The organism is Caballeronia sp. AZ1_KS37 (assembly GCF_023631165.1).
GTDB lineage: Bacteria > Pseudomonadota > Gammaproteobacteria > Burkholderiales > Burkholderiaceae > Caballeronia > Caballeronia zhejiangensis.
This window is the reverse complement of sequence record NZ_JALQDP010000030.1, coordinates 134,850-156,292: the sequence shown is the minus strand read 5'-3', so window position 1 is coordinate 156,292 and position 21,443 is coordinate 134,850. Positions and strand designations below refer to the sequence as shown.

Below are 21,443 nucleotides of genomic sequence, written 5' to 3'. Positions count from 1 at the left end.
CAATCTCCGGTTAGCGCAGCGGCGAGAACGGCGCGGGCACGTAGATGGTCGATTCCATCGTCGTCAGATGCGCCGGTCCGCCCTTCGGCGGCCAGATGCCGTCCTTCACGGCTTCCGCGCGAATCCGCGAGCGCTCGTCCACGCTGTTGTACGGCCAGATGTTGAGAAAGCGCGGCACGGTGCCGTCGAGCGCGTACATCGCGCCGATGAGCGGCGAGCGTTTCGTGCGCTCAGGCACGGCGTTCTGCCATGCGTCGATCGTGTGTTGCAGGCTCGCGAGCTTCGTGCCGTAGACGCGCATCTCGTAGATGCCGCCGTGCACGGCCGGCTCGATCGGCGGCAGGAAGGGAAAAAGCGCGTAGCTGTTCACTTCGACATCGGTGATGAACTCGCCGCAGCCGAACGGATTGCCTTCGAGCAGCAAGCGCCGGCGTTCCCCGATCAGCGCCGCTTCGGATTCGAATCCGCGCAGCACCATGACCTTGCCGAGCGCGCCGATATCCGAATACCAGCAGCCGAGCAGCTTCGAGCCGGGCGCATCGCCGCTTGCCTTGATGTTTTCGAAGACCTGCGCGTTCGCGCCGATCTTCACCGTCAACGTGACCGTGTCGTACAGAGTCATTGCAGAGTCCTTGCCTGATTGAAGTTGGAGAGATTCGTGATGCTGTCCTCGCGCGCCGGTTCGGCCAGTTCGAGGCCCGCGAGATAGCCGAAGGTCATCGCTGGGCCGAGCGTGATGCCGCCTGCGGGATAGTGGCCGCCCATCATGCTCGCGGCGTCGTTGCCGACCGCGTAGAGGCCGGGAATCGGCGCGCGCATGTCGTCGAGAACACGCGAGCGCGCATCCGTCGATAAACCCGCGAACGTGCCGAGGCTGCCCGGCACGATCTTCACCGCGTGAAAAGGCCCATCGACGATCGGCGCGAGACACGGATTCGGCTTGTGCGATGCATCGCCCTGAACCCGGTTATACGGCGTCGAGCCTTTGTGGAACTGCGGATCGAAGCCGTCTTTCGCGTAGCCGTTGTACGTGGCGACCGTATCGGCGAGGCCGCGCGCATCGATGCCGCATTGCTGCGCCAGCGCTTCGAGCGTCGGCGCGGACTTGAGATATCCCGAGCGTTCGTAAGGCCGCAGCGGAAACGGAAACGGCTTCGCGAAACCGAGGCCGTATCGGCGCTGAAACCGGTGATCGCAGACGAGCCACGCGCACGTCTCTTCGCCCGGCGACGTCGTGCCGATGAGCGCGGAGATGAAGTCGTAATACGACGACGCCTCGTTCGTGAAGCGCCTGCCCGCGCGCGTGACGGCGATCAGACCGGGCTTCGCGCGCTCGATCAGATGCGGAAACGCGACTTCGCGTCCCGTGGATTTCGGCACGAGCGACACCGGCGCCCACGCGGCGGGCGCTTCGAGCGACGCGTCGAAATGCGCGCCCGCCGCTTCGCCCAGGCGAATGCCATCGCCGGTATTGCTCTTGGGCGCGGCGGACCAGTGCGGCATCACGGGAAACGTTTCGGTCTGCCGCTTCGCGTCGTGCGGATAACCGCCGCACGCGAGCACGACGCCGCGCCGCGCGCGCACGTCGTGCATGACGCCATCGATCTCGACGCGCGCGCCCGTCACGCGATTCGCCTCGCGCGTCAGCGATACCGCCTTCGCCCGCGTGCGCAGATCGACGCTGCGATCCGCCGCCGACTTGAGCAGCCGCGCGACGAGCGCATTGCCGTTCACCAGATGCATCGAGCGCCGATAACGCAGCATGTGCCACGCAAACGTGGCGAAACGCTTCGCGACGTGCCACGCCGACTTCGCGCTGCGCGTCGCGTTCAGGAAGTGCGCGAGGTCTTGTCCCGACGCGATCGCCATGCCCTTGATCGTTACTTCGGCGAGCGGCGGACGCAGCTTGTCGATGAGCGGGCCGAGCTCGCGTCCGTCGAACGGCATCGCGCAGACCGAGCGGCCGCCCGTCGCCGCGCCTTGCGTCGTGTGGAAATCGGGGATGCGGTTGCCGTCGATGAAACGCATCGACGTATTGCGCTCGAAGAATTCGATCATGCGCGGACCGTGCTCGATGAGCGCATCGGCTTTCGCGGCATCGAAATGCGCGCCGAGTTCGCTCTTCAGATACGTGCGCGGCGCGCTTTCATCCTCGACGATGCCCGCGCGCGTCGCGAGCGGATTGCGCGGAATCCACATCCAGCCGCCCGACCACGCGGTCGTGCCGCCGAACACGTCTTCCTTCTCGCAGACGAGCACGGACAGGCCGCGCGTGGCCGCCGTGACCGCGGTCGACAAGCCGCCCGCGCCGGAGCCCAACACGAGGACGTCGCATTCGAGAATCGGTTCGAGCTTCATTTGGCGTGCGCGTGCATTGAAAGATCGACCGGAAGATCGAGCGCTTCGTCGCGCTTCGGTTGCTTCGCGCGCGACGTCGCGTGGCGCGCCGCGAGGTAGCCGAACGCGAGACCGGGTCCGAGCGTGATGCCGGGGCCGGGATACACGCCGCCCATCACCGATTGCGCATCGTTGCCGCAGGCATAGAGGCCGACGATCGGCCGGTCGTCGCGGTCGAGCACGCGCGCGTCGGTATCGATAACGAGGCCGGTCGCCGCGCCGATATCGCCCGGATAGAGCCGCACCGCATAGAACGGCGCCTGGCCGATCGGACCGAGGCACTTGTTCGGGCCGGTCCAGTTGGCGTCGCCGTTGGCGTTCTGATAATCGGTCGTGCCGCGCTGGAAATCCGCGTCGACGCCGGTTTGCGCGTAGCGATTCATGCGCGCGACGCTATCGGCGAGACCGGCCTTGTCGATATCGAGCTTGTCCGCCAGTTCGTCGAGCGTCTTGCCTTCGACGAGATAGCCATCGGCGAGAAACGGCGCGAGTCCCTTGCCGCCCGGACGCACCATGCCAAGGCCGTACTTGCGCAATCCTTCGGAGTCCGTGACGAGATAGGCGGGCACGGCGGGCGTCGTCTTGTTCGCCGTCTGCATCGCAATCCCGAACAGGTGATACGACGTGTTTTCGTTGAGAAACCGCTTGCCGGACTTGTCGACGGTCATCATGCCGGGCTTGCCGCGATCCATGATGAAGTGCGGAAACACGGCGGTCGTACCGTCGGCGCGCTTGCGCACGGAGACCGGCGCCCAGAACGCGTTCGACAGCGCGCCAACGCCGAAGCGCGCGCCCGCCGCGAGCGCGAGATCCTGCGCGTTCCCGCTGTGGCCGGGCGCGCCGGGACACCACGCCGCATCGGCGCCCGGCAGCATCTCGGCGCGCCGCATCGGATGACGATTGAATCCGCCGCTCGCGAGAATCACGCCGCCCTTCACGTTGACGCGCCGACGCTCGTTGATCTGGCTCAGCGTCACGGCTTCGATGCCATTCGCGCCCGCGTGCAAAGCCTCCACCTTCGTGCTCGTCAGCACGGTCACGCCGCGCTGAAGCAGCGAGTAAAGCAGACGCCCGATCAGCGCGTTGCCCATCACGAGACGCGTGCCGCGCGGCGAGCTCATGCGGTCGCGTGCATGACGCGCGAGCAGTTTCGCCGCGTGCCTGAACGATGCCAACGACTTCGTCATGTTCAAAAGATGCCCGACGTCGTCGCGGTCGACCATCATGCCGCCGAGCACGGTGAATTCGGGAATCGGCGGACGAATCAGCGAGAACGCGCGGCCGAGCTTGCGGCCGTCGAACGGCAGCGGCTCCAGCGCGCGGCCTCGCAACGTCGAGCCTTCGATTTCCGACAGATAGTCCGGATGGAACGGCCGCGCGCGATATTTGACATCGGAGTTCGCTTCGATGTGCGCGACGGCCTTCGGGCCGGCGTCGAGGAACGCGCGGCGCATCGCGGCGCTGCTGCGCTCGCCGACCGCGCGATTCAGAAAGCCTTCGGCATTCGCGGACGAATCGTCGCGATTGACGCTCGCCGCGTGCTTCGACGCGGGAATCCACGTCGTGCCCGCCGAGTACGCGGTCGTTCCGCCGACGTATTCGGTGCTCTCGACGAGCAGCACCCGCGCGCCGTCGATCGCCGCGACCAGCGCCGCCGACATGCCCGCGCCGCCCGCGCCGACCACGATTACATCGAAGGTCTCGTTCTGTTCCAGTTTGTCCAGTGTCTCCGCCATGTGCGCGCTTCCTGTAGAACTCTCTTTGATATTGGAATACTATTCCAGAAACGCGACGTAAGCCAAGTTCTTTTTGAGACGATGGAGAAACGGTATGCAAGTGCTGGTTACAGGCGGAAGCGGCTTTCTGGCAGCGTGGGTCATGCGGCGGCTGCTCGCGCGCGGGATGGATGTGCGCGCATTCGATGTCCGCGAGGACGCGCGCCTTCTGTACGCGCTCGCGCCCGAACGCGCCGGTGACGTGCAATGGCGGATCGGGGATATCGGCGAGGCGCGCGATGTGGCGAACGCGCTCGACGGCTGCGATGCCGTCGTACATCTCGCGGGCGTGCTTACGCCCGCGTGCGCCGCCGATCCTGTGCGCGGCGCGCGCATCGATCTGATCGGCACGCTGAACGTGTTCGATGCGGCCATCGCGTGCAATTTGCGCTCGGTGCTTTACGCGAGCAGCGCGGGCGTCTTCGGCCCCGACGATGGCGCGACGCCCTTTCCGCTGACGCACTACGGCGCGTTCAAACTCGCGTGCGAAGGCTCGGCGCGGGCGTACTGGCACGATCATGGAATCGCGAGCATCGGATTCCGGCCGCTCGTCGTGTACGGCGCCGGACGCGAGACCGGTTCGAGCGCGGGTCCGAGTCTCGCGTGCCGTGCGGCCGCGCGCGGCGAGCCGTACACGATTCCCTTCACGGGCGCGACCGGCCTCGTCTACGCCGATGACGTCGCCGCCGCCTACGAACTCGCGCTCGTGACCGCGTTCGACGGCGCGCACGCGTTCACGCTCGCAGGCGACATCACGCCGATGCAAAGCGTGGTCTCGACGCTCGAGCGCATCGCGCCCGGCGCGCGCATCGACGCAGCAGGCGCGCCGTTGCCCATCGCGACATCCTTTCCCGACGATCCCGCGCTCGCCCGATCGCTGCCCGGCCTTCCGAAAACGCCGCTGATCGACGGATTGCGGCAAACCGTGGCGTTCTATCGATAGACGAAGCGGGTCTTGGCACCGCCTGTTCCTTGGGGCACGATCGCCTCTTCAGGAACACGGTGCCAGCATGCAAAAAACGACACTGCTCAAAGGCATCCTGCCGATCAGCCGCGCCGCCGCGTGGCGCGACGCGCTCGCGGGCATCTCGCTCGCATCGATGGACATTCCGCAAGTGCTCGGCTATGCGCGCATCGCCGGCATGCCCGCGGTGACGGGCCTCTACACCGCGTTCCTGCCGCTCATCGCGTTTGCGCTGTTCGGGGCGTCGCGGCATCTGGTCGTCGCGGCCGATTCGGCGACCGCGACGATCTTCGCGAGCAAGGTTTCGTCGATGGCCGCGATGGGCAGCCCGCAATACGTCGCGCTGGCGGGCATGGTCGCGTTGCAGACGGCCGCGCTGCTCCTCGTCGCGCGGCTTTTCAAACTCGGCTTTCTCGCCGATTTCCTGTCGCGCACGGTGCTCACCGGTTTTCTCGCGGGCGTCGGCGTACAGGTGTCGATCGCGATGCTCGGCGATCTCTTCGGCATGACGGTGCCGTATCCGTCCTCGCGCAGTCTCGCCCAGCTTGCTTACGTGCTCGGTCATCTCGTGCACGCGCACGGACCGACGCTCGTGCTCGCGCTGGCCGTGGTCGTCGCGATTCTCGGCTGCAAGCGTTTCGCGCCGCGCCTGCCGATGCCGCTCATCGCGGTAATCGGCAGCATCGCCGCGAGCAAGGCGTTCGATTTCGCCGCGCACGGCATCTCGGTGCTCGGTCCGGTCGATGGTGGCCTGCCCGCGATCCGTTTTCCCGACATCACCTGGCAGCAATCGCTCGACCTCGTGCCGGTCGCGCTGTCGTGCTTCGTGATGATCATCGCGCAGAGCGCCGCCGCGGCGCGGGTCTTCGCGCAGCAGTATCGCGAGGACGTCGATACCAACAGCGACATCCTCGGTCTGGCCGCGGCGAACGCGGCGGCGGCCGTGAGCGGCACGTTCGTCGTCAACGGCAGTCCGACACAGACCGCGATGGCCGACCGCGCCGGCACGCGCAGCCAGTTCGGACAGCTCGTGTTCGCGGCAGTCGTCGCCGTCGTGCTGCTCTTCTTGAGCGGCTATCTGCGCTATCTGCCGCATTGCGTGCTGGCGGGCATCGTGTTCACGATCGCGATCGGGCTCATCAACGTGCAAAGCCTGAAGGACATTCGCGCGGAAAGCCCCGGCGAGTTCACGCTCGCGCTCATCACGGCGGCTGCGGTGGTCATGGTAGGAGTCGAGCACGGCATTCTGCTCGCGGTGGCGTTATCGCTGCTGCGGCACGTGCGCCACAGCTATCATCCGCACACGATGGTGCTCACGCCCGTCGCGCCCGGCAAACCGTGGCAGTACGAGCCGACGAAGCCCGCCGCGATGACCGCGCCGCACCTGATCGTCTATCGCTTCGGCGCAGATCTGTTCTATGCGAACGATCACTTTTTTGCGTCCGAAGTGACGAATCTCGTCGATACGGCGCCGGACGAGTTGCGCCATTTTGTCGTCGATGCCGGCGCGATCACGGACCTCGATTATTCGGCGGCCCGCACCATCGGCGAACTTGTCGAAACGCTGCGCGGACGCGGCGTCGTCGTGATATTCGGACGCGTGAACCGCTTCCTGCGCAGCGACATGGACCGGCACGGACTGACGCCCGCGCTCGGCGCATCGAACGTGTACGACACACTTCACGAAGCGCTGGCAGCGGCTGGCGTAAGTCCGGGCGCGCACGAGCCGAACGTTCTCTGAATGCGCGTTGGCAGCCGTCTTTCTGCCGGCGTTTTTTGGTGGTCGCGGCTCGGGAAGACCGTTAGTTGCCTTCCTTCAAGTAGCAATTTTGTTGAATAGCATTCCATTTTCAACTAGCATTCAGCGAGTGCGGTCACACTATTTTCCGATCACGGATCAGGAGGCAATCGAGGCATGGCGCAGGACACTTCTTTTTCCGCATCGCTCGATGCGGGCTTGAGCGGCGCGACGCGCGTCTATTTCATCGTCGGCGATCCGATCGCGCAGGTACGCTCGCCTTCCGGCGTAACAGCGGCGCTGCGTGCGGCGGGACGCGATGCAATCGTGATTCCGGCGCACGTCGCGCCCGAAGATCTCGGCGCGTTTTTCGCGGGCATCGCGCCGCTGCGCAATTGCGACGGCGTGATCGTCACCGTCCCGCACAAGTTCAGCGCGACCGAATACTGCCGTTCGCTGACCGATGAAGGCGCGTTCCTCGGCGCGGTCAACATGCTGAAGCGCAATGCCGACGGCACCTGGCACGGCGGCGCGTCGGACGGCATCGGCATGGTGGCGGCGTTGAGAGATGCGGGCTGCGACCCGAAGGGCAAACGCGCGCTGCTGATCGGTGCGGGCGGCGCGGGTTCGGCGATCGGCCACGCGCTCGTCGATGCGGGCGTGGCCTCGCTCGCGATCCGCGATTTCGACGCCGCGCGCACCGGCGCCCTCGCCTCGCGCCTCGCTGCGCTGGGGCGCGGCGCGGTGAGCGTCGCCGACGATTCGGCTGCCGAGACCTACGATCTCATCGTGAATGCGTCGCCGGCGGGCATGCGTCCGGGCGACCCGCTGCCGATCGACGTCTCGCGCCTGCCACCGACGACCTTCGTCGGCGATGTCGTGACCAAGCCGCCGGTCACGCCTTTCATCGAGGCCGCCCGCGCGCGAGGCTGCACGACCGTCACCGGCACGCAGATGTTCGGGCGCGTGTGCGATGCGATCGTCGCGTATCTATTGAAGGGGTGAATCGCGGGACCGTTTGCCGTGCGAGGAATCGGAGCAATCTGGTTCAATCGCGAAACACGATCAGTCAACATTCCCGCCGCGCATTCGCGTCCCTCGCGAAGCGCGCCGGCTTGCAAGCTCCGGAACGAATCGTCGACGAACGCCGCCCCTTCGAAGGCGGCGTATTTCTGCGCCACGTTCCCGCCACGCCGGCGCTAGCGGCCGATTCCACAAGACTCGTGCGCTCGCATCGAGGGCAATGGAAGCAAGAGGCTGGAATGAACTCGGATCAAAAAACAATTCAACGCGTTGCGCGAGCTGGCTTCGCGGCCATCGCATGTGCCGTGCTCGCGGCGTGCGCATCGGGACCGGGCGCATCGGCGCCGCTGCCGGCTGACGGCACGCTCGCGACCGGCCGCATTGTCGGCAAACAGTATTTGACGACTGTGTCGACGAACACGGCTTCTTCTTCCGGACCGACCGTCGGCGTGGGCGGCGGCGGCATCGGCGGCAATGGATGGAACGGCGTGGGCGGCGGCGCAGGCCTGAGCTTCGACCTGACGAACCTGTTCCAGAAGGCCCCGGAACAGACCGCGAAAATCTACCGCTACAGTGTGCAGATGAAGGACGGCTCGAAGCGCGACATCGACAGCCCGCTCGATCTCAACGAGGGTGCCTGCGTGACGACGATCGACTCGAGCCAGCCCGGCTACCCGAGACTGACGGGCGCGGACGCCTGCTGATCTTCCGGCGCCGCTCGTCCGATGAGCCGCCCCGACACCGCCGCGGCGACGCGCCTGATAACCGGGGCCCAATCGCCCGGTTCGCGCTGACGAATGAGCCGCACCGAGTCGTACCACGGCTGCGTCTCGTCTTCACCCCAACACCAATGCGACGCGCGATCGATCATCGCCAGCACCGGCTTGCCGAGCGCGCCGGCGAGATGCAGCGGCGAACTGTCGATGGTCACGAGCACATCCAGCGCGCTGACGAACGCGGCGGAATCATGAAACTGCTCGCGATAGTCGGGCACGCCGGCGATACGCGCGCCCGCCGAACGCATTGCGGCAATATCGTCTTCGCGGCCCGGCGCAACGGGATGGAACGTGACGTTCGGCAGGCTCCAGAGCGGCGCGAGCGCTTCGACGGGAATGCTGCGCTGGGCGTCGCGACGATGCGTCGGGCTGCCCGCCCACACGAGACCGACGCGCAACGCATGGGTGCCGTCCGATGCGAGTTCGCGCCGCCACGCGTCGATGCGCTCAGGCGCGGCGTGAAGATACGCGCGGCCATCGACGTGATGCGGCAACAGACCGATCCAGACAGGCAGGCTCATCATGCCGACGGTGTAATCCACCGTGCCGAAGTCGTGCGCTTCGATCTGCACGCAGTCCGGCACGAACCGCCGCACCAGCGGATACAGCGCCGAACGCACCGCCAATAGCGCCGCGCCGCCGTTTCTTCGCACGCCCTCCGCGAATTGCGGAAAGTACCGCACGAATTGAATGTCGTCGCCGAGGCCGAGTTCGCTGTAGACCACGATGCGCTTGCCGTCGAGCGGCTGCCCGCGCCAGCCCGGCGCGAGCCGCTCCATGCGCGCGACGACGCCGTTGTCGCCCTGTTGCGATGTGCGGCGATCGAAGCGCATCCAGCCGCTGCGCCACGCGCCGCGCCGCAATTCGAGGTCGGCGAGATCGACGGCGAGCCAGGCCGCATCGGGCGTCTGCGAGAGCGCCAGACGGTACATCGCTTCCGCTTCGCCGTAGCGCGACTGCTCGTTGAGGTACATGGCGATTGCGCCGGTCACGTGACCATTGTCCGGATGATGCCGCGCGGCTTCGCGCATGATCGCTTCCGCCGATACGCTGTCGTGACGCAGCCAATAGCAATGACTCAGTTGCCAGCGAAGCTCGTAGTCTCTCGGGAATCGTTCCAGTGCTTCGACGCAGAAACGTTCGAGCGCGAGCCAGTCGCCCGAGCGGCGAATGTCGAGCGCGACGGCCAGCGCGTGGTCCGGATCGGACAAAGAGAGCGGAGGTGCGAATGAATCGGAGTACATGAATGACTGCAATAGAACGGTGTTTGAAACGCGTGCTGAGTTTATATGAATCAAGGTTCATAGGAATACCGTAAAGCACGAGATAAATCCGAAAATAGCAATGCCGGATCGTTTAATCTGCATATCGAACTATCTTCAGGTCATGCTGAAATGCAGTGATTCGAATCGGCGATTGTGTGCGGCGCGGCGCTTTGCCATACTGAGTTCATTCGCCCTGTCTCCTCAAGCGTCCGCACTCGACTAACGAGCCCACAAGCGGACGCTCTCGCCGCCTCCCCGGGCGGCGTTTTTTTGCACGCGGCCTATTACCTCTGGCGTCATTGTCCGGCTCACTTTCTCCTGCGACGATGCACTCACACTGTTCATCGACGAGGAGACGGAAATGCCTGCAAAGCACTCACGCCCAGGTTTTATCGCGACCGCAGACGGCGTCGAATTGTTCTATCGCGACTGGCATCCGCAAGGCACGCCGGGCAACGGCAGGACGATCGTCTTCGTTCCGAGCTATTCGCTGCCAGGCGACATGTGGGCCTATCAAATGCTGTCGCTCGCGCGACAGGGCTTTCGCTGCGTCACCTACGACCGGCGCGGCCACGGACGATCGAGCGATCCGGGCGGCGGCTACGACTACGACACGCTTGCGGACGATCTCGCCGCACTCATCGATGCGCTCGATCTGTCGGACGTGACGCTCGTCGGCTACTCGATGGGCGGCGCCGAAGCCGTCCGCTATCTGACGCGTCACGGCAGCACGCGCGTTGCGCGCCTCGCGTTGATCGCTTCGACCTTGCCGATGCTCGCGAAGACGCCGGACAATCCCGACGGCATCGACCGCGACTACAACGATGCCTTCCTGCACGACTTGACGACGGACTATCCGCAATGGCTGGCCGACAACGCGCGTCCCTTCGCCGGGCCGGGCGCGTCGCAGGCCATGATCGACTGGATTCGGGAAATGGCATTGCGGACGTCGCATCAGGCGCTTTTCGCGTGCAACGAAACCGTCAATCGCGGCGATTTCCGCAACGAGTTGCGCGACATCGACGTCCCGACGCTCATCGTGCAAGGCGATCGCGACGAATCGAATCCGCTCGAACTGACTTCGCAGCGCACGGCGCGCCTGATTCCGAACGCGCGGCTCGTCGTCTATGAAGGCGCGCCGCACGGCATCTTTCTGAGCGACGCGGCGCGGCTGACGGCGGATATCGGCGCGTTTGCGTCGGCGTAGCGATTGGCGCTCTGTTGCGGCGGCTTAATAACAAGTTCGGCGTTTGTCGGATAAGCGCTGAGTCCTGACGCGTTTGAAAACACTCATAACAATAGACTCTGGAAGAATCCCGGCACACCATAGCACTGCGAATCGACATTCCACCGCGCGGCTCTGCAATCGCCGCGCAATCCGCCCCACGTCCACCGGAGTCCATCGCAATGATCTTCCACGCCTCCATTCCCGCCCACGATCCGAAACACGTCGCGCAAGTGCTCGCCGAACTGTGGGATGGCTTCGCCGCGCCCTTCTCGCCCTTTCCCGGCGCGTGGATGGCGGTCGCCGGCGACGATCGCGGCAGCATCATCGAGGTCTATCCGAGCGATCAGGTCATCACGCCGGGCGGCGGTCACGAGGAAAGCGTCAGCTATGGCGCGGACACGGTGAAGCGCCCGCAGTACAGCGCGTTCCACATGGCCATCGCGACGAAGCTGAACGCAGAGGAAGTCATCGCGATCGGCGAACGCGAAGGCTGGCGTGCGGTGCGCTGCACGCGCGGCGACAACTTCTTCCACGTCATCGAATTCTGGATCGAGAACTCGACGATGCTCGAATTCCTCACACCCGACATGCAGGCCGAATATCTCGCCTTCGCGACGCCGGAAAACTTCAAGGCGATGGCCGCGGCTGCGGCCTGACGCTCAATTGCCGCGCCGCAGCCCGAAAAACAGCGCGGCGCCGCTCGCGAAGAGCAGCAACGAAAGCAGATGCACGGCGAGATCCATGCTGCCCGTCGAGGTGCGGATCTGGCCGATCACCCACGGACTCACGATCCCGCTCGTGATGCCGATACTGCTGATGAAAGCGATGCCCGCCGCCGCGCTCTTGCCCGGCAGATGGCTGGCGGGCACGGCCCAGAAGATCGGCAGCGCGGCGAAAATCAGCGTCGCGGCGAGCGAGAGAATCGCGAGCATCAGCGGGAAGCTCGGAAAATGCAGCGTGAGGGCCGCGAGCGCGATGCCGCCGCCGATCGTGCAGCACGCGAAGTGCTTGCGCCGCTCGGCGACGCGATCCGAATGGCGCGCGATCAGAATCAGACCCACCGCGCCGATCGCGTTCGGCACGACGGTGTAGAGGCTGACCGACATGACATCGGTGATGCCGAAGTCGCGGATCATCAGCGGCATCCAGAAGCTCAGCGTCAGCGACGCGCACGTCAGCGAGAAATAGATGAACGCGAAGAGATAGACGCGCGGATTGCGCAGCGCATCGAGCATGCCGCTGTTATCGTGCTTCTCGTGATGGCCGGTCGCGCAGAGTGCCGTGAGCCGATCCTGCTCCGTTTGCGTGAGCCATTGCGCATCGCGCGGCGTGTCCACCAGCAGGCGCAACGCGATAAGACCGAGCAGCACCGCGGGCGCGCCCTCGATCGCGAACATCCACTGCCAGCCGTGCAGGCCCATCACGCCGGCCATATCGCGCATGATCCAGCCGGACACGAGTCCGCCGAACACGCCCGCGACGGCCACGCCCGCGAAGAACACCGACATCACGCCCGCCCGCCGTTTCGCCGGAAACCAGTACGTCAGATAAAGCACGATGCCCGGAAAGAAACCCGCTTCGAACACGCCGAGCAGAAAGCGCAGCAGATAGAAATGGCCGGGCGTCGATACGAACATCATTCCGACCGACGCCACGCCCCACAGCAGCATGATCCGCGTGAACGTGCGGCGCGCGCCGAACTTCGCGAGCAGCAGATTGCTCGGCACTTCGAAAAGCACGTAGCCGACATAAAACACGGCGGCGCCGAGGCCGTACATTGCATCGGAGAAGCCGAGATCGTGCTTCATCTGCAATTGCGCGAAGCCGATGTTGATGCGGTCCAGAAACGACACGACGTAGCACAGGAACAGAAACGGAATGATGCGCCACGCGATTTTGCGGAACAGCGCGTCGTCCGATTGGGCGTGCGCATCCGCGACGGCGCTGGGCTCAAGCGCCGCCGTGCTGATCGACTTCGACATGTCTCGCTCCAGATGGGCGTAATGAGGCCGGCGTCTTGCGCGCGCCTTTTGCCTTGAGAGAGGGAGAAGCGGCGCGTCAGTGCGCGCCGCAAGAAACGGCGGTCAGTCCTGCAGTGCGGCCCACATTTCCTGGTCGCGCTGGGCCGTCCAGATACGCGGATGCTTGATGCCGCTCGCTTCGTCGTAAGCGCGCGAGACGTCGAACGGCAGGCAGTGCTCGTAGATGAAGACGTGACCGAATTTCGGATCCATCGCCTTGCGCGTCAGCGCCATCGATCCCTTCAGGTCGAGCTTCTCGGCGACGGCCTCGCGGCCCGCCTGCAAGAGCGTCGTGACGAAGTCCTTCGTGTAATCGAGGCCCTTGTCGACTTCCGCCGGCGAGAGCAGCGCCGGGCCGCGTCCCGGCACGAGTTTGTCGGCCTTCAGCGCGCGCAGCGCTTCGAGCGTCGCGGGCCATTCTTCGAGTTGGGCATCGCCGCAATAGCAGGCGGCGTCGTACTCGACGAGATCGCCCGAAAACAGCACTTTCTGCGACGGCAGCCAGACGACCGTATCGCCCTTCGTGTGACCCGCGCCGAGATGCGCGATCTTCACTTCGAGCTTGCCGAGGAACAGCGTGATTTCCTTCTCGAAGACGAGCGTCGGCCATGTCAGGCCCGGCACCGTCTCGACACCGGCGAAAAGGCGCGGAAAGCGCTCGATCTCCGATTTCATGTCCTGCTCGCCGCGCTCGACGATCATTTCATACGTGCCGCGGCTCGCGATGACCTGCTGCGCGCCTTCCGCGAAGTACGCCGACGCGCCGAGCACGCGCACCGCGTGATAGTGCGACAGCACGACGTACTTGATCGGCTTGTCGGTGACGCTGCGGATTTTCGCGATGAGATCCTGCGCCATCGCGGGCGTGGCGGTCGTATCGACGATGAGCACGCCGTCGTCGCCGATGATCACGCCCGAGTTGGGATCGCCTTCCGCCGTGTACGCGTACGCGTTCTCGGAGAGTTGCGTGAACGTGATCTTCTTCTCTTCCAGATCGGCCTGCGATGCGAATGCTTTTGCCATGGTCGTGTCTCGCTTCCATTCTCGTGGGGATGGGTGGATGATCGGCGTGATGCCGTTGTTTGTCAACAGCAAGCGTACTTGCTATTTGCAAATTACGGGTAAGTACCGAATCGCTTCATCGGATGATTCCTGCTCGGCTAACATCTGCGGTTCGTTCATCCTTTATAGATCGCGGAGTGCTTTTGGCTCGTTCCGAAATCGGCGAAGAAAAGAAACAGCGCGGCATCCAGAGCGTCGAAGTCGGCGCGCGTCTGCTCGATGCGCTCGCCGCGCGCCGCGAGCCGCTTGCGTTGAGCGCGCTGGCCGAAGCGGCCGAACTGTCGACCGCGCAGGCCCACACGTACCTCGTGAGCTTGACGCGGCTCGGTCTCGTCAAGCGCGACGCGCTCACCGGCAATTACGAGCCGGGGCCGCTCTCGCTCAGGCTCGGCCTGTTGAATCTCGAGCATCAGCCGGCGTATCGGGCCGCCGCGCCGCGCGTGTCGGCGCTGGCGCTCGCGACCGGCATGAGCGTCGCGGTGAGCGTCGCCGGGCCGCAAGGGCCGACGATCGTGCGCTATGAGCGCGGCGGCTATCCGCTGCATGTGAATCTGCACGTGGGCACGGTGATGTCGCTCTCGGCGACGTCCACGGGCCGCGTGTTCCGCGCGTTCGACGACGACACCCGCGTCGCCGCGATGCTCGCGCATCAGGCCGAAGCCGATGCGCCGGAGATGGCCGCGTGCATCGAAGCGATTCGCGCGCGCGGCATCGAACGCAGCGTCGATGCGCCGAGTCCCGGCGTGAGCAGCATGAGCGTGCCGGTGTTCGACGGCGCGCATCGGATGCAGCTCGCACTGACGGCGATCGGACCGACCGGCCTCGCCGACGTCGCGTGGGACGGCCCGCTCGCGCACGCGCTGAAGGACGCCGCGCGCGACATTTCCGGGCTGCTTTCATGACGATCTTCGACGAAGACACGAAACCGCAGCGCGGCATCAACGCGCTCGACGCGACCGGCGATCTGCTGCGCGCGCTGGTCGCCGCCGGCGAGCCGCTCACGCTGCGCGACCTCGCGGCCGCGGCCGGCATGCCGCCCGCGAAGGCGTTCGCGCATCTGGTGAGTCTGGTGAAGGTCGGCCTGCTCGCGCGCGACGACGCCGGGTTATTCCACGCCGGCCCGCTGAGCCGCGAGCTCGGGCTGATCGCGCTGCAGCGCCTTTCGCCGATCCGCGATGCCGAAGCCGAGATCGTCGCGCTCGCCGCGAGCACGTCGATGACGGTCGCCGCCGCCGCGCTCGGACCGCTCGGCCCGACCGTGATCCGGCTGGAGGAATCGGCGCGGCCGCAGCATGTGAGCTTGCGCGTCGGCACGGTGATGTCGCTCGTCAACACCGCGATCGGGCGGGTGTACGCCGCGCACCTTCCCGCCGACATGCTCGCGAGCCTGATGACGCAGGACGCCATCCGCCTCGCGGGCGCGCAAGCGGCTGCGGGAAGCGACGCCGCGTACCGCGCACGGCTCGACGACATCCGCGAACGCGGCCTCGATACCGCGCTCGGCGCGCCGGTGCCCGGCATCCATACGCTGGCCGCGCCCGTGTTCGATCACACCGGCAGCGTGTGCCTCGTGATCGCGTTGATCGGTTCGTCGGGGGGCTTCGACAGCGCCGCGGACGGCCCGCTCGCCCGCGCGCTGCTTTCCGCGACGCGGCGCCTTTCGTGGCGTTTCGGTCTGATGGACGCGAGCTAGCCGCCCTTGACCATCTCCGTGCCGGTCACGCGGATCGCGGGGAAACGGTCGGTCGGCTTCGCGATCTCGTCCTGCGATGCGACGATCTCCAGTTCGTAACGCCCGGCATCGTACGTTGCCTTGACGACGGCATTGACCGCCGCGAGCGTGTGCTCGAGCGCGGTGCGCAGCGAGTCGCCCTGCAAGGTGCGCGCGACGAAGACCGCGCTCGTCAGATCGCCGACGCCCACCGGCTGGCGCGCGAACGGATACAGCGGGCGCTGCGCGAACCACGCTTCGCCGGGCGTGACGGCGAGCATATTGAAGGTGTCGGCGCGGCTGTTGCGATCGAGCAGATGCTTCACCAGCACGATGCGCGGCCCGCGCGCGATCACTTCGCGGCATGCGTCGACGGCTTCCTCGACCGTCTCGATCGGACGCCCGACGAGCTTTTCCAGCTCGACGTGATTGGGCATGATCGCATCGGCGATTCCGGGCATCGTCGTGACGAGGAAATCCTCGATGCCGGCCGCGACCGTGCAGCCGCCCGTCTGACCCATGACCGGATCGCAAAAATAAAGCGCGCGCGGATTCACCGCCTTCACCATCTTCACGATTTCGACGACCGCGCGGCCCTGCTCCGGCGCGCCGAGATAACCGGAGAGCACCGCGTTGCAGCGCCCGAGCACACCGATCGCGCCGATGCCTTCGATGACGTTCTGCAATTCGTCGGCATCGAAGGCGCTGCCTGTCCAGCGGCCGTACTGCGTGTGATTGGAAAACTGCACGGTGTTGAGCGGCCAGACGTTCACGCCGAGTCGCCGCATGGGAAAAACCGCCGCGCTGTTGCCCGCATGGCCGAACACCACATGCGATTGAATGCTCAGGACGTTGTTCATGTTCTGCTTTCCCGATTGATCGTGTCCGGTCGGATGAAACGTCGAAACGCTCGTCGCGCGCCAGCGCCGTGCAGCGCAACGCAACGCGACGATGGTTTCGGAAAGCACGCCCGCGGACGCCGTGCGCGGGCAGTGCAACCTTCATATTGTGCCGTGCCTCGACGCACTGCGGCATGGCGTGCCCGTTATAAATTGCGCGGACGCGTTTTGTCGAGCGATGCGATCGACAGGAAGTCCAAAGGTCGCGCGTCTGCAACACCGCAGCACGCTCGTGCGCGTTCGGCACACGCATTGCTCGATGCGGACGGCGAAACGGTCCGCATCGCCCGGCGAAAAAAACGGGCGACTTCAGCACACGAATTCGAATGCGCGCCGGATAATGCTCCATCGACAGATACCAACAAAAGCATACGAGGACGCACACACGGCAAGACATCGAACATCAATAGTCGCAGGTCAAATCAGGAGGCTGACATGGAGATGCTGGCTAAGAATCGCACCGATTTGCAGAAGTCGACCCTCGCAATCGTCCTCGCCGGCGGGCGCGGCACCCGGCTCGGTCCGCTCACCGACAAGCGCGTGAAGCCGGCCGTCCACTTCGGCGGCAAGTACCGCATCATCGACTTCGCGCTGTCCAACTGCCTCAATTCCGGCATCCGCCGCATCGCGGTCGTCACGCAATACAAGGCGCATTCGCTCATCCGCCATCTGCAGCGCGGCTGGGGTTTCCTGCGCGGCGAGTTCAACGAGTTCATCGATATCTGGCCGGCGCAGCAGCGCGTGGATTCGAGCTGGTATCGCGGCACCGCCGACGCGGTCTATCAGAACCTCGATATCGTCCGCTCGATCGGGCCGGAGTTCGTCATCGTGCTGGCGGGCGATCACATCTACAAGATGGATTACACGCGCATGGTGCTCGACCATGTGGAAAGCGGCGCGGACTGCACGGTCGGCTGCATCGAGGTGCCGCGCATGGATGCGGTCGCGTTCGGCGTGATGCACGTCGATGAAAACCGCCGCGTCACCGATTTCCTGGAAAAGCCCGCCGATCCGCCCGCGATGCCCGGCAAGCCCGACATCGCGCTCGCGAGCATGGGCATCTACGTGTTCAGCGCGAAGTATTTGTATGACCTGCTGCAGGAAAACATCGAGACGTCGAACACGGATCACGATTTCGGCAAGGACATCATTCCGCGCGTCGTGACGACCGGCAAGGCGATCGCGCATCCGTTCAGCATGTCGTGCGTGACGTCGAGCAGCGATCCGGAAGCGCCCGCGTACTGGCGCGATGTCGGCACCGTCGATGCGTACTGGTCCGCGAATCTCGATCTCGCATCGACGATTCCGGAGCTCGATTTGTACGACCGCAAATGGCCGATCTGGACGAATCAGGAGCAGTTGCCGCCCGGCAAGTTCGTACGCGACCTGAACGGGCAGCAAGGCGCGATCACCAATCTGCTCGTGTGCGGCGGCTGCGTGATCTCGGGATCGCAGGTGTCGAAGTCGGTGTTTTCGTCGGCGGTGCGGGTCCACTCGTTCTGTAACATCAATGAGGCAGTCTTGTTGCCGCAAGTGACCATCGGGCCGAGTTGCCGTTTGCAGAAGGTCGTGATCGACCGCGGCTGCACGGTGCCCGAAGGTCTCGTGGTCGGCGAGGATCCGGACGACGATGCCGCGCGTTTCTTCCGCACGGAGTCCGGCGTCACGCTCATCACACGCGACGCGCTGGCGCGGCTCGGACAGCGTTAGACGCCGCGCGCCGGCCAATAAAAACCAATCGACGGGAGTGCCGATGACCGTATGCGTGCTGCATGCCGCAGCAGAAATGTTTCCGCTGTTGAAAACCGGCGGCCTCGCCGATGTGGTCGGCGCGTTGCCGCCCGCGCAATCGCAACTGGGCACGAACGCGCGCGTCGTGCTGCCGGGCTTTCCCGCCGTGCTCGCGGGTCTCGACGATCTTCAGCCCGTGGCCGATCTCGGCAGCGCGTTCGGCGCGGGCAATATCCGCCTCGAGCGCGGCGTGTTGCAGCCGCACGGCATCGTCGTGTATGTGGTGCGCGCGGATCAGTTCTACGATCGTCCGGGCAATCCGTATATGGATGCGACGAATCGCCCCTATGCCGATAACGATCGCCGCTTCGCGCTGCTCGGCTGGGCGGCGGCGCGCATCGCGACGGGCGTGGACCCGGCATGGAAGCCGCATATCGTCCACGCTCACGACTGGCATGCGGGACTTGCGCCGGCGTATCTGCGCGCGTTCGAGCGCGGCGGCGCGGCGCGGGTCGGCACTGTGATGACGGTGCACAACCTGGCGTATCAAGGCACGTTTCCGGCTTCGGAATTCGGCGCGCTGCAATTGCCCGGCGATTTCTACGCGGTGGAAGGCGTCGAATTCTACGGCCACGTCTCGTTTCTCAAGGCGGGGCTTTATTTCGCCGATCGCATCACTACCGTCAGCCCGACCTACGCGCGCGAAATCCAGACGCAGGCGCAAGGCGCCGGACTGCACGGTCTCCTGCAGACGCGCACGCACGACATCACCGGGATTCTGAACGGCGTCGATTATTCGATCTGGAGCCCGACCGCCGATGAATCCATCGCGTCGAAATACACGCAGGCGAAGATCGGCGGCAAGTCGAAATGCAAGACGGCGCTGCAGGAGCGCATGGGTCTCGCGAAGGACGACGACGCCCTGCTCTTCGGCGTCGTCAGCCGTCTGACGGAGCAGAAAGGACTCGACCTGCTGCTTTCGGCCGTGCCCGATATCGTCCAGCGCGGCGGCCAGCTCGTCGTGCTCGGCACCGGCGACCCGGCGCTCGAAACCGGCATGAAGAACGCGGCGGCGGCGCATCCGGGCGCGGTCGCGGTCGAACTCGGCTTCGACGAGACGCTTTCGCATTCGATCATCGCGGGCAGCGACGTCGTGATGGTGCCGTCGCGCTTCGAGCCGTGCGGGCTCACGCAGCTCTACGCGCTCGCGTACGGCTCGCTGCCGCTCGTGCATCGCGTGGGCGGGCTCGCGGATACCGTCGTCGATTCATCGCTCGAAAATCTCGCCGAGGATCTCGCGACCGGCTTCGTCTTCGATACTTTCGATCGCGCGGGCATCGTCGGCGCGATCCGGCGCGCGTTCGCGCTCAAGGCGCGTCGCACGGAGTGGAAGGCCGTCGTCAAGCGCGCGATGGGCCGGAGCTTCGGCTGGGAAGACGCCGCGCTCAAGTACGCGGAGGTTTATCGGGATTTGACGGGCGGCTGAGCCGTCCAGACGACGTCGCCATCCGCCGCGTAGAGCGCGCAGCCGCGATGCTTGCGACTGCAATGCGCGATCGCCGATGCGATCGGGTCCGGCCCGAGTGCCGCGATCGACCACGCGCCATCCGACGCGATCACGAAAGCGCGCGGACGCGGCAACTTCAGAAACGCGTCGTAGCCCTTGCGACCGGCGGCGTCGATGAACGGCACGGCGCTCGCATCGGCAAGCGCGGCGAAACCGGTCGCGGGCGGGCCCGAGCGCGTCCAGACCACCTGGTCGTCGTACGCATAGAGACGGCAATCGGCCGTGAGCGCCGCACAGTCGCGCAGGGCCTGCGTCAACGGATCGAAGCCGCCGTGCGCCGCCGCGCCGCCGTTCGGTCCGATTGCAAACGCGCGCGGAAACGGCTTCGAGAGGAACTTCCGATACAGCGCGCGCATGCCCTCGCTGCCGAGATACGGCACGGCGGCGATGTCGTCGACGGCGGCGTATCCGCTCGAGGGCGGCGTCGCCATCGGCATGTTCTCCGGGTAAATCGACGCGAACGGCATGCCGATTTTCTTCAGGAACGCATCGAGTTTCGGCGTCCACACGCGCAAGCCTTCCCATGAACCCAGCAGCTTGTGGGAATCGGTCATGAAGGCGCCGTAGTTCGCCAGTTCGGCGTTCGCGCCCGCCGACGTGTAGCGCGCGAACATTTCCCGCCAGGTGCCGGCCGGAAAGAACGAATCGTTCTCGCCGTACAGCCACAGCGACGGAACGTGCGCACGCGCGCCGAGCGCCGCGCTGTCGCGGATGAGCGCAGCGTCGTCCGACGCGCATACGTCGACGCGCACGCCGCCGTAGAAGTTCACGACGCCCTTCACTTCCGGCGCGTTTCGCGCCCCGAACGCGAGGCTGTACCAACCGCCCGCGCTCTCTCCTGCGACAACGACGCGCGAACCGTCGACGTAAGGCTGCTGACGCATGTACGCGATGACCTTGCCGATATCGTCCGCCGCCTTGTTCGCGAGCCCCGCCAGATCGCACCCGTGCGCGCGCAGTTCGCCCGTCGATCCCGCGTAGCCGCGCATCATCGGCAGCGCAACCGCGTAGCCGCGCGACATGAAGTAGTTCGCCAGATAGGTGAGATGAAAGCGTGGCATCGTCGCCTTCGTTTTCTTGCCGTAACCGCCATGATTGATGACGGCGAGCGGAAACGGTCCCGCGCCCTCCGGCATCGCGATCGTCACCTGCAATTGCGCGGTATCGCCGCGCTCGCCGACCGGCACTTGCACGACGCGTTCGCCGGGCAATGCGGGAACCGGCGCACGCAACGCGTCGTAGGCGCTGGTTGCATGACTGTCCGATAGATGGAATGCCATCAGAAA

At 65.5% G+C, this 21,443-nt stretch carries 16 protein-coding genes and 1 pseudogene; 9 read left to right on the top strand and 8 right to left on the bottom strand.

The features are described from left to right. Positions 1-10: 10 nt before the first annotated feature. Genes NCS00_RS16950 through NCS00_RS16940 form a run of 3 tightly spaced genes read right to left on the bottom strand, consistent with a single transcriptional unit; the run spans position 11 to position 4,133 of the window. The gene (locus NCS00_RS16950) at positions 11-622 is read right to left on the bottom strand and encodes an NIPSNAP family protein (RefSeq protein ID WP_250440568.1); all 612 of its coding nucleotides are present in this window, start codon (positions 620-622) and stop codon (positions 11-13) included. Next, complete coding sequence (locus tag NCS00_RS16945) at positions 619-2,358, bottom strand: FAD-dependent oxidoreductase (protein WP_250440567.1); 1,740 nt, start codon at positions 2,356-2,358, stop codon at positions 619-621. Before NCS00_RS16945 ends, NCS00_RS16950 begins: the two co-directional genes overlap by 4 nt. Continuing rightward, positions 2,355-4,133 (bottom strand): FAD-dependent oxidoreductase, encoded by a 1,779-nt coding sequence (locus NCS00_RS16940; RefSeq protein ID WP_250440566.1) that lies wholly within the window; start codon positions 4,131-4,133, stop codon positions 2,355-2,357. The genes NCS00_RS16945 and NCS00_RS16940 overlap by 4 nt, the downstream gene beginning before the upstream one ends. A gap of 94 nt (positions 4,134-4,227) precedes the next feature. On the opposite strand from NCS00_RS16940, the gene NCS00_RS16935 reads away from it, so the two are divergent. From NCS00_RS16935 to NCS00_RS16920, 4 genes are all read left to right on the top strand, one after another. Continuing rightward, positions 4,228-5,115, top strand: a complete 888-nt coding sequence (locus tag NCS00_RS16935; protein WP_250440565.1) for an NAD-dependent epimerase/dehydratase family protein — start codon at positions 4,228-4,230, stop codon at positions 5,113-5,115. Positions 5,116-5,182: 67 nt separating this feature from the next. Then, positions 5,183-6,877: a SulP family inorganic anion transporter gene (locus tag NCS00_RS16930; protein WP_250440564.1), complete on the top strand. Its 1,695-nt coding sequence runs from the start codon at positions 5,183-5,185 to the stop codon at positions 6,875-6,877. 174 nt (positions 6,878-7,051) lie between these two features. Further along, positions 7,052-7,879 carry a shikimate dehydrogenase family protein gene (locus tag NCS00_RS16925; RefSeq protein ID WP_008353472.1) on the top strand — a complete coding sequence of 276 codons (828 nt, stop codon included), beginning with the start codon at positions 7,052-7,054 and terminating at the stop codon, positions 7,877-7,879. Positions 7,880-8,136: 257 nt separating this feature from the next. Beyond that, positions 8,137-8,601, top strand: coding sequence for a hypothetical protein (locus NCS00_RS16920; protein ID WP_250440563.1), 465 nt, complete (start codon positions 8,137-8,139; stop codon positions 8,599-8,601). On the opposite strand, the gene NCS00_RS16915 is transcribed toward NCS00_RS16920, so the two are convergent. After that, the gene (locus NCS00_RS16915) at positions 8,568-9,917 is read right to left on the bottom strand and encodes a hypothetical protein (RefSeq protein WP_250440562.1); all 1,350 of its coding nucleotides are present in this window, start codon (positions 9,915-9,917) and stop codon (positions 8,568-8,570) included. The two genes, NCS00_RS16920 and NCS00_RS16915, sit on opposite strands and share 34 nt — an antisense overlap. Positions 9,918-10,299: 382 nt before the next feature. Here NCS00_RS16915 and NCS00_RS16910 point away from each other — a divergent pair, with 382 nt between their 5' ends. Together NCS00_RS16910 and NCS00_RS16905 are read left to right on the top strand one after the other, a co-directional pair. After that, complete coding sequence (locus tag NCS00_RS16910) at positions 10,300-11,145, top strand: alpha/beta fold hydrolase (protein WP_008353478.1); 846 nt, start codon at positions 10,300-10,302, stop codon at positions 11,143-11,145. Positions 11,146-11,345: 200 nt separating this feature from the next. Next, a complete protein-coding gene (locus NCS00_RS16905; protein ID WP_175979286.1) occupies positions 11,346-11,822 on the top strand; it encodes a hypothetical protein in 477 nt (158 codons plus the stop codon). Positions 11,823-11,825: 3 nt separating this feature from the next. Here the strand turns inward: NCS00_RS16905 and NCS00_RS16900 are convergent, their stop codons facing one another. Together NCS00_RS16900 and NCS00_RS16895 are read right to left on the bottom strand one after the other, a co-directional pair. Beyond that, positions 11,826-13,148: an MFS transporter gene (locus NCS00_RS16900; RefSeq protein WP_250440561.1), complete on the bottom strand. Its 1,323-nt coding sequence runs from the start codon at positions 13,146-13,148 to the stop codon at positions 11,826-11,828. A gap of 102 nt (positions 13,149-13,250) precedes the next feature. Further along, positions 13,251-14,210, bottom strand: coding sequence for an MBL fold metallo-hydrolase (locus tag NCS00_RS16895; RefSeq protein ID WP_250440560.1), 960 nt, complete (start codon positions 14,208-14,210; stop codon positions 13,251-13,253). A gap of 122 nt (positions 14,211-14,332) precedes the next feature. Between NCS00_RS16895 and NCS00_RS16890 the strand changes: the two are divergent. Beyond that, positions 14,333-15,942, top strand: a pseudogene (locus NCS00_RS16890) (IclR family transcriptional regulator). Here the strand turns inward: NCS00_RS16890 and pdxY are convergent. Continuing rightward, a complete protein-coding gene (gene pdxY, locus NCS00_RS16885) occupies positions 15,939-16,820 on the bottom strand; it encodes a pyridoxal kinase PdxY (protein ID WP_033536161.1) in 882 nt (293 codons plus the stop codon). The pseudogene NCS00_RS16890 and the gene pdxY sit on opposite strands and share 4 nt — an antisense overlap. 474 nt (positions 16,821-17,294) lie before the next feature. Here pdxY and glgC point away from each other — a divergent pair, with 474 nt between their 5' ends. Together glgC and glgA are read left to right on the top strand one after the other, a co-directional pair. Then, complete coding sequence (gene glgC / locus NCS00_RS16880) at positions 17,295-18,569, top strand: glucose-1-phosphate adenylyltransferase (RefSeq protein ID WP_008353483.1); 1,275 nt, start codon at positions 17,295-17,297, stop codon at positions 18,567-18,569. A gap of 43 nt (positions 18,570-18,612) precedes the next feature. Next, complete coding sequence (glgA, locus tag NCS00_RS16875; protein ID WP_008353485.1) at positions 18,613-20,076, top strand: glycogen synthase GlgA; 1,464 nt, start codon at positions 18,613-18,615, stop codon at positions 20,074-20,076. Here the strand turns inward: glgA and NCS00_RS16870 are convergent. Next, the gene (locus NCS00_RS16870; RefSeq protein ID WP_250440559.1) at positions 20,052-21,437 is read right to left on the bottom strand and encodes a dienelactone hydrolase family protein; all 1,386 of its coding nucleotides are present in this window, start codon (positions 21,435-21,437) and stop codon (positions 20,052-20,054) included. The genes glgA and NCS00_RS16870 overlap by 25 nt on opposite strands. Positions 21,438-21,443 lie beyond the last annotated feature (6 nt).